The organism is Streptomyces sp. CBMA152 (assembly GCF_014596475.1).
Taxonomy (GTDB): Bacteria; Actinomycetota; Actinomycetes; order Streptomycetales; family Streptomycetaceae; genus Streptomyces.
On record NZ_MECJ01000029.1, the window covers coordinates 409,533 to 424,041 of the forward strand.

The 14,509-nt window shown below is 70.0% G+C and carries 16 protein-coding genes; 6 read left to right on the top strand and 10 right to left on the bottom strand.

The annotated features are described in order from the left end of the window. Positions 1-53: 53 nt before the first annotated feature. Complete coding sequence (locus BG418_RS28915) at positions 54-584, bottom strand: GNAT family N-acetyltransferase (protein WP_188276931.1); 531 nt, start codon at positions 582-584, stop codon at positions 54-56. Positions 585-769: 185 nt separating this feature from the next. On the opposite strand from BG418_RS28915, the gene BG418_RS28920 reads away from it, so the two are divergent. The 4 genes from BG418_RS28920 to BG418_RS28935 all read left to right on the top strand — a co-directional run bounded on the left by BG418_RS28920 (position 770) and on the right by BG418_RS28935 (position 5,068). Then, positions 770-2,185: an amino acid permease gene (locus tag BG418_RS28920; protein ID WP_188276932.1), complete on the top strand. Its 1,416-nt coding sequence runs from the start codon at positions 770-772 to the stop codon at positions 2,183-2,185. 229 nt (positions 2,186-2,414) lie between these two features. Beyond that, entirely contained in the window at positions 2,415-3,311 is an 897-nt protein-coding gene (locus BG418_RS28925) for a phenylalanine 4-monooxygenase (protein WP_188276933.1), read from the top strand. Between the two features lie 17 nt (positions 3,312-3,328). Further along, complete coding sequence (locus tag BG418_RS28930) at positions 3,329-3,637, top strand: 4a-hydroxytetrahydrobiopterin dehydratase (RefSeq protein ID WP_188276934.1); 309 nt, start codon at positions 3,329-3,331, stop codon at positions 3,635-3,637. Between the two features lie 144 nt (positions 3,638-3,781). Further along, positions 3,782-5,068, top strand: a complete 1,287-nt coding sequence (locus tag BG418_RS28935) for a hypothetical protein (protein WP_188276935.1) — start codon at positions 3,782-3,784, stop codon at positions 5,066-5,068. Between the two features lie 195 nt (positions 5,069-5,263). Here BG418_RS28935 and BG418_RS28940 read toward each other — a convergent pair whose 3' ends face one another. From BG418_RS28940 to BG418_RS28965, 6 genes are all read right to left on the bottom strand, one after another. Next, on the bottom strand, positions 5,264-5,701 hold the full coding sequence (locus tag BG418_RS28940) for an NUDIX hydrolase (RefSeq protein ID WP_188276936.1): 438 nt from the start codon (positions 5,699-5,701) through the stop codon (positions 5,264-5,266). A gap of 21 nt (positions 5,702-5,722) precedes the next feature. Then, positions 5,723-6,517 carry an STM4013/SEN3800 family hydrolase gene (locus BG418_RS28945; protein WP_188276937.1) on the bottom strand — a complete coding sequence of 265 codons (795 nt, stop codon included), beginning with the start codon at positions 6,515-6,517 and terminating at the stop codon, positions 5,723-5,725. Then, positions 6,514-7,026: a hypothetical protein gene (locus tag BG418_RS28950; RefSeq protein ID WP_188276938.1), complete on the bottom strand. Its 513-nt coding sequence runs from the start codon at positions 7,024-7,026 to the stop codon at positions 6,514-6,516. The genes BG418_RS28945 and BG418_RS28950 overlap by 4 nt, the downstream gene beginning before the upstream one ends. After that, entirely contained in the window at positions 7,019-7,657 is a 639-nt protein-coding gene (locus tag BG418_RS28955; protein ID WP_317453792.1) for an AAA family ATPase, read from the bottom strand. Before BG418_RS28955 ends, BG418_RS28950 begins: the two co-directional genes overlap by 8 nt. Further along, on the bottom strand, positions 7,654-8,679 hold the full coding sequence (locus BG418_RS28960) for a radical SAM protein (RefSeq protein WP_188276939.1): 1,026 nt from the start codon (positions 8,677-8,679) through the stop codon (positions 7,654-7,656). Before BG418_RS28960 ends, BG418_RS28955 begins: the two co-directional genes overlap by 4 nt. 292 nt (positions 8,680-8,971) lie before the next feature. Continuing rightward, on the bottom strand, positions 8,972-9,361 hold the full coding sequence (locus BG418_RS28965) for a DUF6415 family natural product biosynthesis protein (RefSeq protein WP_188276940.1): 390 nt from the start codon (positions 9,359-9,361) through the stop codon (positions 8,972-8,974). A gap of 132 nt (positions 9,362-9,493) precedes the next feature. Here BG418_RS28965 and BG418_RS28970 point away from each other — a divergent pair, with 132 nt between their 5' ends. Beyond that, positions 9,494-10,597 carry a helix-turn-helix transcriptional regulator gene (locus BG418_RS28970; protein ID WP_223185535.1) on the top strand — a complete coding sequence of 368 codons (1,104 nt, stop codon included), beginning with the start codon at positions 9,494-9,496 and terminating at the stop codon, positions 10,595-10,597. A 17-nt stretch (positions 10,598-10,614) separates the two neighbouring features. Then, positions 10,615-11,187 carry an HD family hydrolase gene (locus BG418_RS28975; RefSeq protein WP_188276941.1) on the top strand — a complete coding sequence of 191 codons (573 nt, stop codon included), beginning with the start codon at positions 10,615-10,617 and terminating at the stop codon, positions 11,185-11,187. A 19-nt stretch (positions 11,188-11,206) separates the two neighbouring features. Here BG418_RS28975 and BG418_RS28980 read toward each other — a convergent pair whose 3' ends face one another. From BG418_RS28980 to BG418_RS28990, 3 genes are all read right to left on the bottom strand, one after another. Then, positions 11,207-12,868, bottom strand: coding sequence for a relaxase/mobilization nuclease domain-containing protein (locus BG418_RS28980; RefSeq protein WP_188276942.1), 1,662 nt, complete (start codon positions 12,866-12,868; stop codon positions 11,207-11,209). Beyond that, entirely contained in the window at positions 12,865-13,368 is a 504-nt protein-coding gene (locus tag BG418_RS28985) for a plasmid mobilization relaxosome protein MobC (RefSeq protein ID WP_317453793.1), read from the bottom strand. Before BG418_RS28985 ends, BG418_RS28980 begins: the two co-directional genes overlap by 4 nt. A 296-nt stretch (positions 13,369-13,664) precedes the next feature. Then, complete coding sequence (locus BG418_RS28990) at positions 13,665-14,459, bottom strand: DUF2637 domain-containing protein (protein ID WP_188276944.1); 795 nt, start codon at positions 14,457-14,459, stop codon at positions 13,665-13,667. Positions 14,460-14,509 lie beyond the last annotated feature (50 nt).

Below are 14,509 nucleotides of genomic sequence, written 5' to 3' on the forward strand. Positions count from 1 at the left end.
GACTCAGGCGTATCCGGGGGTCGGCCGTGGGGAACGGGCCGCGTTCGTCCCCGTCACAGGGCCTTGGTCAGCAGTTCGAAGGCGAGGTCTTGGCGCTTGGGCACACCGAAGCGCTCGTCGCCGTAGGGGAAGGGGCTCAGCTGTCCGGTGCGGACGTAGCCGTGGCGCTCGTAGAAGGCGATCAGCTCCTCTCGGACGTGGATCACCGTCATGTGCACTGCCGTCGCCCCCATCTCCTCGCGTGCCTGGCGCTCGACCTCGGCCATGACCTCCTTGCCTATCCCGGCGCCCTGGAACTGCGGGCGGACCGCGAACATCCCGAAGTAGGCGTGGTCACCCCGGTGTTCGAGGTGGGCACAGGCCACCAGTTCGCCGCAGCGCTCGGCCAGGAGCAGCGCGCCGTGGGGGCTGTCGATGATCTCCTGGAGGCCCTGCGGGTCGGTCCGCTGTCCGTCCAGGTAGTCCGCCTCGGTGGTCCAGCCGGACCGGCTGGTATCACCCCGGTACGCGGACTCCACCAGCGCGACGAGCGCGGGGATATCTCCTGTGGCGGCTTTGCGGAACGTGAGACTGATGGTCGGCATGGGAAATTCCTTCTGGAAGCAGAGCTGAAAGGTCACGGATCAGAGATCCGCAACGGAGCCTACTTCGCCAGGAATTGACAAAAGATGTCTCCGCGCGATGCGTTCGGACTCACTCCTGTACTGGTTATTTATGCCGGGCCTTCGCCCGTTTGTCGGAGGCCCGGGAATTCGGTGATGCTGACGGAATGTCACAGACGCGTATTCCGCCCACTGCTGCCGTGCCCGAATCGGCCCGAAAATCGCTTCATCAGGGACTCAAACAGCGCCACGTGGCCATGCTCGGCCTCGGCGGAGCGATCGGTGCCGGCCTGTTCGTCGGCTCCGGCGGCGGCATCGCCGTCGCGGGCCCGGGGATCATCGTGTCGTATCTGCTCGCCGGTGCCCTGGCGATGCTCGTGATGCGGATGCTGGGCGAGATGTCGTCGGCGATGCCCTCCTCGGGCTCCTTCTCCGTCCATGCGGAGCGCGCGCTGGGCCGCTGGGCCGGGTTCACGGTCGGCTGGCTCTACTGGCTGCTGCTGGTGGTCGTGCTCGCGGTGGAGGCCACCGCCGCGGCCAAGATCGCCAACGGCTGGCTGCCGGCCGTCCCCCCGTGGGCCTGGGTTCTCCTCTTCATCGCCCTGTTCACTGCCAGCAACCTGAGCGCCGTGCGGAACTTCGGCGAGTTCGAGTTCTGGTTCGCGGCGGTGAAGGTCTTCGCGATCGTCGCGTTCCTGGTGCTCTCCGGGCTGGCGGTGTTCGGCATGCTGCCCGACAGCAAGCCCGTGGGCCTGGCCAACCTGACGGGCCACGGCGGCTTCCTGCCGAACGGCTGGCAGGGCGTGGTCTCCGGTGTGCTCGCGGTCGTCTTCGCCTTCGGCGGGCTGGAGATGCTCACCATCGCCGCGGCCGAGACCGACGACCCGGCCCGAGCGGTAGGGCGCGCGGTGCGCACCGCGGTGTGGCGGATCCTGCTCTTCTACATCGGCTCGATGCTGCTCATGGTCACACTCCTGCCCTGGACCTCTTTCAAACCCGGCGAGAGTCCGTACGTCGCGGTCCTCGACGCGATCGGCGTCGGCTCCGCCGGCCAGCTGATGAACGTCGTGGTGTTCGCGGCGCTGCTCTCGGCCCTGAACGCGAACCTGTACTCCTCCTCGCGGATGATCTTCTCGCTGGCCGAGCGCGGTGAGGCGCCGCAGGGACTGCTGAAGGTCTCCGGGAGTGGGGCGCCGCAGCGTGCGGTGCTGGCCTCGGTGGCCTTCGGCTTTGTCTCCGTGGTTCTCAATCTGCTCTGGCCCGAGACCGTCTTCATGTGCATGTTGAACGCGGTCGGCGCGATCCTCCTGTTCACATGGGCGCTGATCGCGCTCTCCCAGCTGAGGCTGCGCCGCCGCTTGGAGCACGAGGCGCCCGAGACACTGACCTTGAGGATGTGGTGCTTCCCGTACCTGACCTGGGTCGCGCTGGCCGGGATGGCGGTGGTGCTCGTGCTGATGCTGACGGATGAAGGCAGCCGCCCGCAGATACTGTGGTCGGGGGGTACGACGGCAGTGCTGCTGGCCGTCGCCTGGTTCCGCGAGCGCCGTGCGTCTCCGAAGCCTGGCGACACCGATTTCTGATGAGCCGTCATGCGTAGAGAGCCGCCTCTGCGACAGGGCGGTAAGCCCTGCCGCAGAGGCGGCTTCCGCCTGCCCGACAACTCCGTGGAACAGCAGCCTAGTTCGTTCACCTTCGGCGGCTTTGGCATCAACGAACCGCCCGGTTCTTCTGGCGAGCATCGACACCGCGTCCGCATTGCCATTTCAGGCATTCGGATTGCCACGCCGAGAAGCAAACGGAAGGCCCCCCATGTCCCAGCAGACCAGGCTGTTCGCCCCCGTGAACGCCGACAGCGAGCGAACCCCGGTCATCGAATTCCCGCCCGGCCACGCCGGATACGGGGACGAGGTGTACCAGGCCCGCCGCACCGTCATGGCCGAGGCCGCGCTGAACCACCGGCCCGGCGACGAGCCGCCCCACATCACGTACGCCGTCCAGGACCACATGTGCTGGGATCACATCAGCCGCGCCTTGACCCCGCTGTGGCGCACGTACGCGACGGCCGAGGTCCAGGAGGCACTGGAGAACCTGGCGCTGCCCACCGGCCATGTGCCGCAGCTCAGCAAGGTGTCCCGACGACTGGAGACGCTCACCGGGTTCACCTTCTCCCCGGCGGCCGGCATCGTGCCGCTGGAGCGGTTCTACGGCTCCCTCGCGGACTCCACGTTCCACTCCACCCAGTTCATCCGCCACCACAGCCGCCCACTGTTCTCCCCGGAGCCCGACATGGTGCACGAGGTGATGGGCCACGGAGCCACGCTGGCCAGCCCCCGGTTCGCCGACCTGTACCGGAAGGTCGGCGCGGCGGCGCGCCGCGCGGAGACCCGCGAATCCCTCAAGGCGGTCTCCCGCATCTTCTGGTTCACCCTGGAGTACGGGCTGCTGGGCGAGGCCGACTCGGCCGAGGTCTACGGAGCGAGCCTGCTCTCCTCCTACGGAGAACTGCACGCGTTCCGGGGGGTGGAGATACGTTCCCTGGACGTACGGCAGATGGCGACCCAGCCGTACGACGTGACGGAGTACCAGCCCGTGCTCTTCACGGCCCGCTCTCTGAACGAGCTGGAGGACTTCCTGGGTGGCTTCCTCAGCGACGTCGACGGTGACACGGGCGCCCGGCTCGGCGTGACCGCTGATCAGCGGTGGTGACGCCGCCCGTGCCGCACATGCCCGCACCGCTCACCGGCGCCGAGCTCGCCGCCGCCCTCGCCACGCTGCCCGGTTGGTGGGATGAAGACGGCAGCCTCGTCGCCTCCTACAGGTCCGACCGGGCCGGCGTGCCTGCCCTGTATGCGGCGGTGGCTGGCGCCGAGGACGCCGCGAACCACCACGCCCGCGTGACCATCCTGTACGACACGGTGACGTTCCAGCTCACCACCCACGACGCGGGTGACCTCATCACCGCCCGCGACACCGCGGCGGCAGCGGCGATCGCCTCCCTCGCCGCCGAACACGGGGCCGTGCCCATCGCCTGACAGCGCCCGCGCCTACCTGCGCGTCCGGGTGATTGCTGGCCCGTACGGGTGATGGAGGGCGTCTCGCGGATCACCCCGGGGGATCGATAAGTCCGACCGGCTCCCCGCCGTGTCGCACTTGACTTCCTGCAGGAGAACACTTCGATGACTGTGATCCGCACCCTCCGCCCGGGCCGCGCGATGTGCACGGGCAGTGCCATGGCACTGCTCGCGTCCACCGCGCTGGTCGTGCTGGCGGCCACCGCCGCCCACGCCGCAACCGACCCGGCGGGCTGCACCAGATCCGGCGATGCCACCGCCGGGTTCATGATCGACTGCACCCAGGGCATCCCCGCCGGCGAGACCCTGACCGTCGGTGACGATGCCGGCGCCGTCAGCACCATCACCATCACCAACGCCAACTCCGACCAGGGCGGCGTCTCCGGGGCCGTCAACGGCATCAACGGCAACGACATTCTGAGGATCACCGGTGGCAACGCCGCTTTCGCCGGGGCCGGGATCGGCGGCACCTACTCCGGTAAAGGGTCCAAGCCCAGTGACGCCACCGTGACCGTCGGGGACGGCAACAACACCATCACCATCACCGGCGGCACCGGCCTCAACCTGGGTGGCGGCGGCATCGGCGGCTCCAACGGAGGTGTGGGGACTCTCACCGTCGGCAACGGCAACAACACCATCACCGTCACCGGCGGCGGCGCCGGCAACCTCGGCGTCCTGTCCGGAACCGCCGGCAGCGGCATCGGCGGCAGCGGCACCGCCAGAGGCAACGGCGGGAACGGTGCCGTCAGCGTCGGCAACGGCACCAACACCATCACCGCCACCGGCGCCAACACCGTCCTCGGCGGAAAGAGCGGCAACGGCACCGGCGGCACCACCAACGGCAACCCGGGAACCATCGGCGGCAGCGGAAAGATCACCACCGGCAGCGGCGTCAACACCGTCCACACCAACGGTGGCACCGGCGCCGCCTGCAGTCCGCTGGCGCTGCTCCCGAGCGGCGTCGGCGGCGTGGGGAACACCGGGACCGTGGACGCGAGCAAGGCCGCCGCCAACACCCGGATCACGGCCACCGGCGGCAACGGCGGTCTCTGCCTCGCCGTGAACCTCAAATCCGGCAGCGGCGGGGCGGGCAACACCGGCACCCTCACCGGCAGCGCCCACGGCGCCACCACCTTCGCGCTCCAGGGCGGCAACGCCGGCGAGATCGGCGTCGGCGGTATCACCACCGCTGTCGCCGGCGTCGGCAACAGCACCACCGGCACCGTCACCGGCGGCCACGGCGACGACACCCTCACCGTCGCCGGCGGCACCGGCCTCGGAATCCCACCCGTACGCGCCAACGCCAACGACGGCACCATCACCCTCGACGGCGGCAGCAACACCTGCACCATCACCCCACCGCCGGGCAACGGCACCGTCACCGGCTGCTGAACCACCACGAGCATCACGCACCCAGGCTGTGGGGCCCCGGCACTCGGGACCTCACAGCCAGCCGGTACGGGTCAGGCAACTCGGTGTACGTCCGTCTCCCGGCCCGACGCTCCGCATCACCTCCCGGCTGACCGTAGAGACCGTGGATGCGCGTTGCCATCCGGGGGTTCGCCGCCCCCTCCGGCTCATCTGCGGTCAGGATGTAGCGCGGTCGGTGAGGAGCAGCGCGAGGGGGCCGGCGGGAAGCAGGAAACGGCCCTGTTCGGCGGCCTGGACAGCGTCCGGCATGGGCCACCATGACAGTTTGAAGTCTTGTTCTGTCGATGTGAGTTGTTGCGGACCCAGCATCAGCTCGCGGGCGTGGTAGAGGTGGACACGGGCCGTGGAGTCCAGGGTGATCGCGTACGCGCCGAGGGGGTGCCAGTGCTCGGCGGTGATGCCGGCTTCCTCGCGTAGCTCGCGCCGTGCGCACTCTTCGGGAGTCTCGCCGTCTTCCTGGCGTCCGCCGGGCAGGAACAGGAATTCGCCGCCGTGGCGCGGGAAGTCGGCTGCCAGGATGGCCACTTGGCCTTGGTCGTCCCGCGCCACGATGACCGAGGCGTCGCGGGCCGGGCGGGTGGGTTCGTCGCTCATGCCCGGCGAGCGTAGTGGGGTTCAGCCGCGCACCATGGCCGCGTACGGGACGTTCATGACGACGGGGTGGGCGATGCCGCGGCCGTGGAAGCCGTCCTCGCCGAAGGCGTCGCCGTGGTCGGCGCACAGGATGATCAGCCAGCGGCGGCGGGCGGTGAGCGTGGTGATGAGGCGGCCCAGGTGCTGGTCGGCATAGGTGAGGGCGGCGCGCTGGGAGGCGGCGCTGTCGTGGCTGTCGCCGAGGTAGTGGCCGTGGGGGACGTGGGTGGCGGAGACGTTGACGAACAGGAAGAGGGCCTGTTTGTCGAAGAGGTCGGCGATCTCCAGGGCGCGGTCGACCTGGTGGCGGGTGGAGTCGGGTTCCGGGGAGCAGAAGGCGGGGCGCCAGTGGTCCTCGTCGAACATGTCCGGCAGCACGGAGCCGAGCGGGGTCTCGCGCGAGAAGTAGGTGACGCCGCCGACGCAGGCGGTGCGGTAGCCGTGCTGGCCGAGCCCTGCGAGCAGGTTCGGTGCGTCGAAGACGAATGTCTCCGGCGGGACCGTCTTGAAGGCGGGCGGCCGGCACTCCCACAGCCTGGTGGGCTGCTCGGGCTGCGGCAGCTTGGGCAGGAACCCGGAGAAGAAGGCCACGTGGGCGGGGAGGGTGAAGGTGCCGGGTGTCTGGCGCCGCTCCCAGCCCCCATCGGGCAGCAGCCCGGCGAGACGTGGGGTCATGCCGTCGTCCAGGGCGGTGCGGGCGGTGTCGTACCGCAGCGAGTCCAGGGTGATGAACAGGATCGGGTCCCGGTTGCTGATGATGTCGGCGGCGTCGATCACTGCTCTACTCCTTCCCCGGTGGCCGGGTGGGGGTAGTGCTCGATGCGGCCCTTGGCCGTCTCGTTGACGGGGATCGGGACGCGGTCGTCGGCGATCAGCTGCCGGATCGTCGCGAGGCCGGTGTCCTCGTCGAGGGGTTTGCCGTCGGGCCCGTACAAGACGATGGAGACGGCCTCGGCATCCTCCGGACCGGTGGTGGTGGAGATGCGGGCGCCGGGTACATCGCCCAGCTCAGCCATCGTCCGTAGGAGGGTGTCTTCGTCGGCGACGCGGAGGGTGAGCACGGTGCAGGCGTGATGCTGGGCGTTGATTGCGCCTCGGCACAGCCGCTGGAAGAACACGACGCTGCTGGCGCGGCCGTCGTGCGCGACGGCGATCCGGTGGGCGTTGAGGGTGGTGACGAGGCAGGCGCCGAGCCACCAGCCGACCGCCTCGTGGATCTCGCCGGGGAACCGGCCGTGGGCGCCACCGTCACGGATCACCGAGTCGGTGTCGATGGGGTTAAGCACGCTCGCCCTCCATGTACTTGAGGATCTCGTCGGCGAGTTGGTCCGGGGAGCGATCGTCGGTGTCCAGGACCACGGCGGTGGGGTCGCCGGCGGCGACTGACTCGAAGTTCACGAGCAACTGCTTGAGCCGGCCGGGCACCTCGAACAGGTCCCGGTCGTCCTGCTTGAGGTCCCGCTTGCTGCGCATCCGCTCTCGCAAGACGTCCTCGGAGCAGCGGAGATAGAACGTGCGATCCGGGCGGGCGAGGTAGTCGCGGAACGGGGCCAACAGGCGGGTCACGTCCTCGGTGGTGACGCCGTGGACGGCTGCGTGGCAGGCGATGACGGATGCGGTGTACCGGTCGGCGATGACCGCTCCGGCCGTCAGTGCCTGCCGAGCCCGGTCCGAGGCATGGAGGAGGCCGGAGAGGTAGAACGCGAACTGTGGCAGGGCCCGTAACTGCAGCCTCGCCTCCTGTGCCCATCCCTCGTGCGGCACGGTCAGCGTGTGCAGAGCAGTCGCTTCCAGCCGCTTGGCCAGGACGCGGGCGAGAGTGGACTTCCCGACGCCGGAGACCCCTTCCAGCACGCCGAAGAAGCCACGGGGGAAGTCGTCGTACGGGATGGGCGCGTACACGGGCGGAAGGTTCACAGGGTCCCCTCGGTGAATGCGGTGACGTGGCGGGCGACGGCTTCGGCAAGCCGGTCCGGGGCGCCGAGCAGGTCTTTGATGTCCAGGCGCAGGTCGCCGCGCAGCAGGCAGGGCTGGACGCCGGCGGCGTGGTCGGCGCGTAGGGCCCAGAAGCCTTCGACGCAGTTCGAGCGGACGGGGCAGGTGCCGCACTGGCCGACGTGGTGGCGGCCGAGACCGCGTTCGATGACGTCGATCTCCACCCCATCGATGAGGAAGACCCGTCGGCCCTGGCCGACCCCGGCGACCTCGATGTGCTCGTCGGCGCTGAGGGTGCGAAGGTGTCGGACGATCTGCTCGGCCGGGACGGCGTTGTCGGTGTCGTCCTCGTTGAAGTCGGTGGGCACCAGCTCGATGAACTGCACCGGCAGGCCGCGCGCGAGGGCGTGGTCGAGGATGGCCCGGACCTCGTGCTGGTTCTGGCGCAGCAACAGACAGTTCAGCTTGACCCGTGCGAAAGCCTCGCGGGCGGCCTCGATCCCGTCGAGGATCGGTGTAATGCCCGTGCGCGCCCCGGCGATGTCGAGCAGCGAGGCGTCGGAGAAGTAGTGGAGTGAAACCTTGACCTTGTCGAGCCGGGTCTGGGCCAGCCACCTTTGATTCCGGCGGATGCGGGTGCCGTTGGTGATCAGCGTGTACGAGCCGTCCGCGCCGATGTCAGGGAGGTTCGCCAGCACCTCGCGGGCCAACGGCGACACCAGCGGCTCCCCGCCACTGAAGTAACCGCGCCGCAGCCCCGCCTTGATCATCGCCTGGATGAAGGTCAGGAAGTCCTCGGCGGTGACGACGCGGCGGCGCGGCTGCTTGGTGCGGTCGCGCAGGGTCAGGGGCGGCGGGACGTCGTCCTCGTTGTGGCAGAAGAAACAGCCGAGGTTGCACCGGGGCGTAAGGGAGATCCGGAACTGGCCGCGCAGGGCGGCGAAGTTCCGTAAGGCGGTCCAGTCGACCGCCTCGGGGGCGGCCAGGGCTGCGGTAGTGCTCATGACGTCCTCCGGACGAGTGGGCGGAGTGATGGCACGTGCAAGGGGCGGTGGATGTGCGCGCGCTCGATGGGGTGCCGGCCGCAGCCGCCCGACTAGGGGAAGGCGTCGGCCGCGACCGGCGTGGGCGCCCTGCTAGGGGTGGGCACCCGGTTTCTCCCGCGCCCTGTCCTTCTTCGGGGAGCGTCACGCGGGAGCGCTGGGGGTCAGCCGCCTTCGGCGGCGATGGCGATCGTGAGGGCGGTGATCAGTACGACGAGGACCAGGACGTACGCGATGACCACCGGGTGCGGGCTCACCGGTTGGGCCGGACCGTGCGCGGCCGGGTCCGGTCCTGGAGGAACTGGGTGAAGGAGCGGACCGCGCGAGCCAGCGCCCGCAGGTACGTCCAGTTCGCGAACGGCCCCTCACCCGGACCGCGGTCGAGCAGTTCCGCCCAGTCCTGCAACGCACCGGCGACTCGTACGCCCCGATCCGACTCGGGCAACCGCATCACCGCACTGGCCAGTTGCTCACCGTGGTCGAGCATGACGACGACCTGGCGGGCGTTCTCCTCCGCATCGGGCCGGCACTCGAACCCGACCAGCGCCCGGTCGCAGTCCAGCGCGATCAACTCCAGCTCGCCCGCCGACGGCACGGCACTCGGCACGCTGTCCGCTGTTTTCTGGTGCGTCACTGTGCCCACCGCGCTCCTCCTCGAAGCGGCCCTCGACGGGCCATCCGATCGGTCACAACGACCGTATGAGCGTGGGGAATGCGATAGGACTGACCCCGGGTACGTGTTGTGCGGAGCGCCACGCCGAGACGGGAGGGCGTCATGGGCCACGGGTCGCAGCCAGGCAGGATCGACATCAGCGGGATCGTGTCCGGATACGTGCTGCGCCTTGCCCGCGAGAGCATGCCCCGCACCCAGACCGGCCTGGCCGAGGACCTGCGGGTCGACCTCGCCACGCTCCAGGGCTGGGAGTCGGGCCGTCGCCCCCTGGCCAACGTGAAGGCCGGCACCCTGCTCGACCTGCGCCGCCGATTACCCGCGCTCGGCGCGGACCCCGAACTGGTGCAGCTCCTGGACGCGGCGATGGACGCGGACCGCATCCTCAGCGGCGCGCTCAGCCCTCCGCTCCGGCTGGAACAGCATCCGCTGGCCGAGTGGGTCCACACCCGGGCGACGGCCCACATGTTCGCCTGGGCGGTCAACGGGACCCCACCCCCGATGCTGGCGAACCGGCCGCCACCGCGTCGCCGTGGAGCCGTACCGACGGCGCCGATCATCCCTGCCCAACAGCGACTTGAACTCTTCACCCATCTCAGGGATGTCGCGGAAAGCGCGTCCAGCACGAGCGGGGCCGGGGTTCTGCTGCGCCGCCAGGCGGCGTACCTCACCTCGTACGACGACAGCCCCGACACCTCCTCCTGGACGGCCCACGTGCTCCACAAGGGCCGGGGAGCCCTGTCCGTCCACGGCTGGTCGTCCCTGTGGCCCGAAGCCCGCTCGACCGCGACCGCCCTCGCCCGCCAGGGAGATCCGCAGCCGTTGCGCGACTTCATCGAGCGCGCCCTGGTGGACGACGACGCGGGCGAGGCCGCGAACCTGAACTACTGGGCGTACTGGCTCGGCGCCGCCTCCCGGCCCCAGCCCAGCGACCTGTTCATGCGGGACCGCGAACTCACCGGCTGGGATCCCATAACGCTCCTGCGACTCCTGGTACGCGGGCTCCAAGAAGCCCCGACCTATGTGGAGTTGTACGCCCACTCGATCTGGGCGCTGGTGCACGCGCACCCGTGGCTTCCGCAGGCTGCCCCTTCCGTGGCGGGCGTGCTCGGTGAGAGTGTCGGACAGATCCTCGACACCAGGGCGATCTCCCCCAGGTCCCGGCGTGACCTCTGCGCTGTGAAGTACCAGCTAGGCAACCGCACATGAACGATGGAGGGCCACACATGGCAGACGACCAGAGCCGCGGCACCGCGGGGTTCCTGTTCGAGATGGGGATGCTCAAGAGGGCCAAGCGGTCCGGCTGGTGGATCGTCGGCGTCAAGGACCCCGAAACCATCGCGGAGCACAGCTTCCGCACGGCGATCATCGGGAGCGTCCTGGCCATGATGGAGGGCGCCGACCCCGCGAAGGTCGCCCTGATGTGCGTCTTCCACGACACCCAGGAAACCCGCGTCAGCGACATCCCCCGCATCGGCCGCCGCTACCTCCAGGCCGCCACCAACGAAGCGGTCACCGCCGACCAGGTCTCCGCCGCCCACCCGGCCGTCACCGCCGGCGTGCAGCGCATCGTCGAGGAGTACGAGAACGGCGACAGCCCCGAGGTGACCGTGGCGCACGACGCCGACAAGCTGGAATGCCTCATCCAGGCCGTCGAATACCGCGAACAGGGCCACCAGAACGTCCAGAACTGGATCGACACCAGCCTGGCCAGCCTCAAGACCGCCTCCGCCAAGGAACTTGCCGAGGCGGCCCTGAACATGCCCTCACTGGAGTGGCAGCAGACCTACCTCCGGTAGGGCTGTGGCCCGAATGTGATCAACGCCGTCGCGCCGACGGCGGCTGCGGAGCGGCTGCCGCAGGTTGGCCAGAAACGGCCCGGCGTTGCGCGACGCTGCGGGCCCTGGCTACCTCGGCTCGTGGGCCGGGGGCGTGGCGCTCGCTGAGGCGGCGGATGCGCCAGGCCAGGGTGCGTGCGGGGCTGTGGGCATCGTCCAGGGCACGCTGGTCGGCGGCTTGCTGAAGGAGCTGTTTCGGGTCGTGGCCTGTCTTCTCGGCGTTGGCCAGTACGGCTGCGAGTGCGTCGAAGGCCGGGTCCGCCAGCACCTGTTCCGCATGGTCGGGCACGGCCTGCCGGATCAGGAGGATGTGCCGCTCCACTACCTGCTGGGGTGGCCGGCGCTGGGCGAGTGCGACTAGTGGCGCGGCAGCTGCCTGCTCGTAGGCGGCTTGGAGGTGGAGCAGGGCCTGGTGGGCTGAGGCCACCTGCTGGTTGTGGTGGCGGAGCTGGTGCCAGCGGGCGGCGGCGATGACGACGAGGATCGCGGCGTCGAGGAACATCGCCAGCAGGGCGCCGTCCCTGGGGGCGGGCTCGCGGATCATGGCCCGCACGGCGCCACGCAGGGCGCGGGCGTGCTGGTGCTCGGCCTGGACGCGGGAGCGGGTGGCCCGCTCGAACGCCTCTGCCGCCTGACGGAGTTGGGCCCGAACACCTTGGGGTGCGAGGAGGGGCAGGACGTCGAGGGCTTCACCGAAGGCGGCCAGGTGGGCCTGGGCAGCCCCGTCGTCTGCCTGACCGAGGCGGTGGGGGATGCGTTCGGTGGCGGCAGTGGCCTGGTGCCAGGGATTGGTCCTGCGTGAGCCTTGCGGCTGGTGGTCAGTGGCTTCGAGGCGCTGTCGGATCTTGGGGAGGGACAGGTCGGGGGCGAGTGCGGAGCCGGAGTACCAGATCGGTTCCTGCTGGCTGTTGGTGTCGCCTTGGAGGGCGACGGTGTAGCCGCGTACGTCGCCGGACGGGAAGTGCTTGATGTCGACGAGGATGCCGTCGGTGTGCTGCAGCAGGTAGACGAACTCCTCGGTGCTGGTGGCGGCGGCCACGGCGGTACGCACCGTGGCGCGCAGGCGTTCGCGGGCGGTGCGTGCCTGGCCGGCGCGTGTGGGTCGTTTGGCGGCGGTGCGGTCTCCGCGCACGACTTGGTGCAGGCCGTACTCCTTCTCGATGGCGGCGAGTTCGCGGTCGGCGGTGAGGTAGTCGTTCCAGTGGCGGGCGGTGCGCAGGTCGGCGCGGACTGTGGTGGCGGCGATGTGGATGTGGTCCGGGGCGTGGCGCACCGCGACCCAGCGGCAGCCGTCCGGATCACCGTCGGGGGCGATGCCGGCGGCGGCAACGACGCGGCGGGCGATGTCGGCCCACTCGGCGTCGCTGAGGTGGCGGTCGGTTTCGGCGGCGCGGATCGAGCAGTGCCACACGTGCTGCTCGGGGGCGTGGCCGAGCCGCTCGGCCTGCTTGACGTGCAGGTCGAGGTCGGCGACGAGGAGCTTCTTGGTGGCCTCGAAGTCGGCGGCGCGGCCGGGGTCGAGGGCGAAGCCGTCCCAGGAGGCGACCAGGTGGGGGTCGGTGTGGTCCTTGGCCTTCTTGGTGTCGTAAAGGTAGCGGATCAGGCCGGCGGTGCTCTTGCCGCCGCTGATCTTCGCGATCATCGGGCCGCCTTGTGGCTGACCGCCTGGTTGGCGGCTGCCGCGATGTGGCTGACAGCGGTGCCGACGGCGTTCAGGGTCCGGTCGGTCTGGGCGAGCAGGGCGATGTCCCCATGCTGTGGATGGCCGCCGGAGTTGAGCTTCTTGGCGATCTGGTTGGCGTTGTGGCCGATGGCGGCCACCTGCTGGCGCAGGGCGTTGAGTTCGTCGATGTAGTCGTCGAGTGCGGTGCGCTGGCCGGGCACGGTGAGGTCGCCGTGGACGTGGGCCAGGACGACGACGGCGACGTAATGAGCGCCGCTGACGTTCAGCGACTGCGCCTTGGCACGGATGGCTGCCGTCTCCTCGACGCTGTAGCGGGCATCGACACGCTTCTTGCGCTGGCCGTTGGGGTCAGGCTTGCGGCGGCGGGCGACGCGGTGCAGGGCGGCTGCTTCGGCGGCACGCGGCAGCGGCCCAGCAGCAGCGATGTCGGCGTCGACGGTCTGTTCCTCGGCGGGCACCCCCTGGTGCCCGCCTGCCTCCGCCACCCCCGGGGCGGAGGCTTCCCCGTGGGATCGGCCTGTGGACGGTCCAGCGGGATACCTTGCTGACGCGGTGATGGTTGCTGTGGTCGTGGTCATCTCCTGTTGCGTGGTGGGCAGTTCGTGCTGTGGTGCGGGCATGGGGACCTATTCGGTGGGGTGTGGATCGGGGAGTGCGGTGATGTCGGGTCGACTCGTCACCGAAGGGAGACTCGTCCCCGCGCTGACGTGCGCGGGGACGAGAGATGCGGGACGTGGTTGGCAGGGGCCGGTGGTCAGGAGGCGATCGCCGCTGGCGCGGTCTCGCTCGGTTCGGCTGCTGCGGCTTCGTCGAGTTCGGCCTGGAGCGCGTCCTTGACGCGTTCCGCCTCGTCCTTGCCGATCGTGCGGCCGGTGCTGCGGACTGTGTCCTCGATATGGCGGCGGGAGGCTTTGCCTCCTCGCCCACGAGGCGCACTGCGGGCGAGGGCTAGCAGCTCGGGATCGATGGTGTCCGACTCCTCTTCGTCAGACGCAGGGGAAGCGGCGGAGGAATCCGCCACATTGGAAGCGTCTTCCGCCACGTCCGCCGGGGCGCCCGCCACCTTGGGGTGCGTGGGCAGCTCGACGTCCGAGGTGGCGCCGCTGACTACCGGGTCGGTGTCTTCCCGGTCGGCAGCCAGCGCGAGGTCACGCTGGATGATCTGGTAGAAGTGCACCGCACCGGCCAGCGCGAGCGGCGGGAGCGCGGAGAGCACGGCCACGGTCCAGTCGCCGAGCCGCAGACCGCTGCTGTGGGCCTGCTGGTTGAGGCGTACGGCGTGGAGCGCGTTGGCCCAGATGCTGAGCGCGGTGGCCAGGATGACGAGGATCCACACGTACAGGCGGGCGGCCGTCGACGCGGTGCGCACCAGGAGCAGGGTGGCGATGCCGATGGCGATGAACCCGTCGATGACGAGGGGGAAGCCGATGGTGAAGAGCGGGCGGATGTGGGCGGCGACGGCCATCTGCCGCAGGGCGTCGTAGGACAGGACGAAGCCGATGGTGCCGAGCAGGGCGATGCCGAAACGGATGGCGCCGGTCTTGGGCACGGCGGATTCGGGTGTGGTGGGTTCGTGCGGGGGCAGGGGAGACCTCCGGT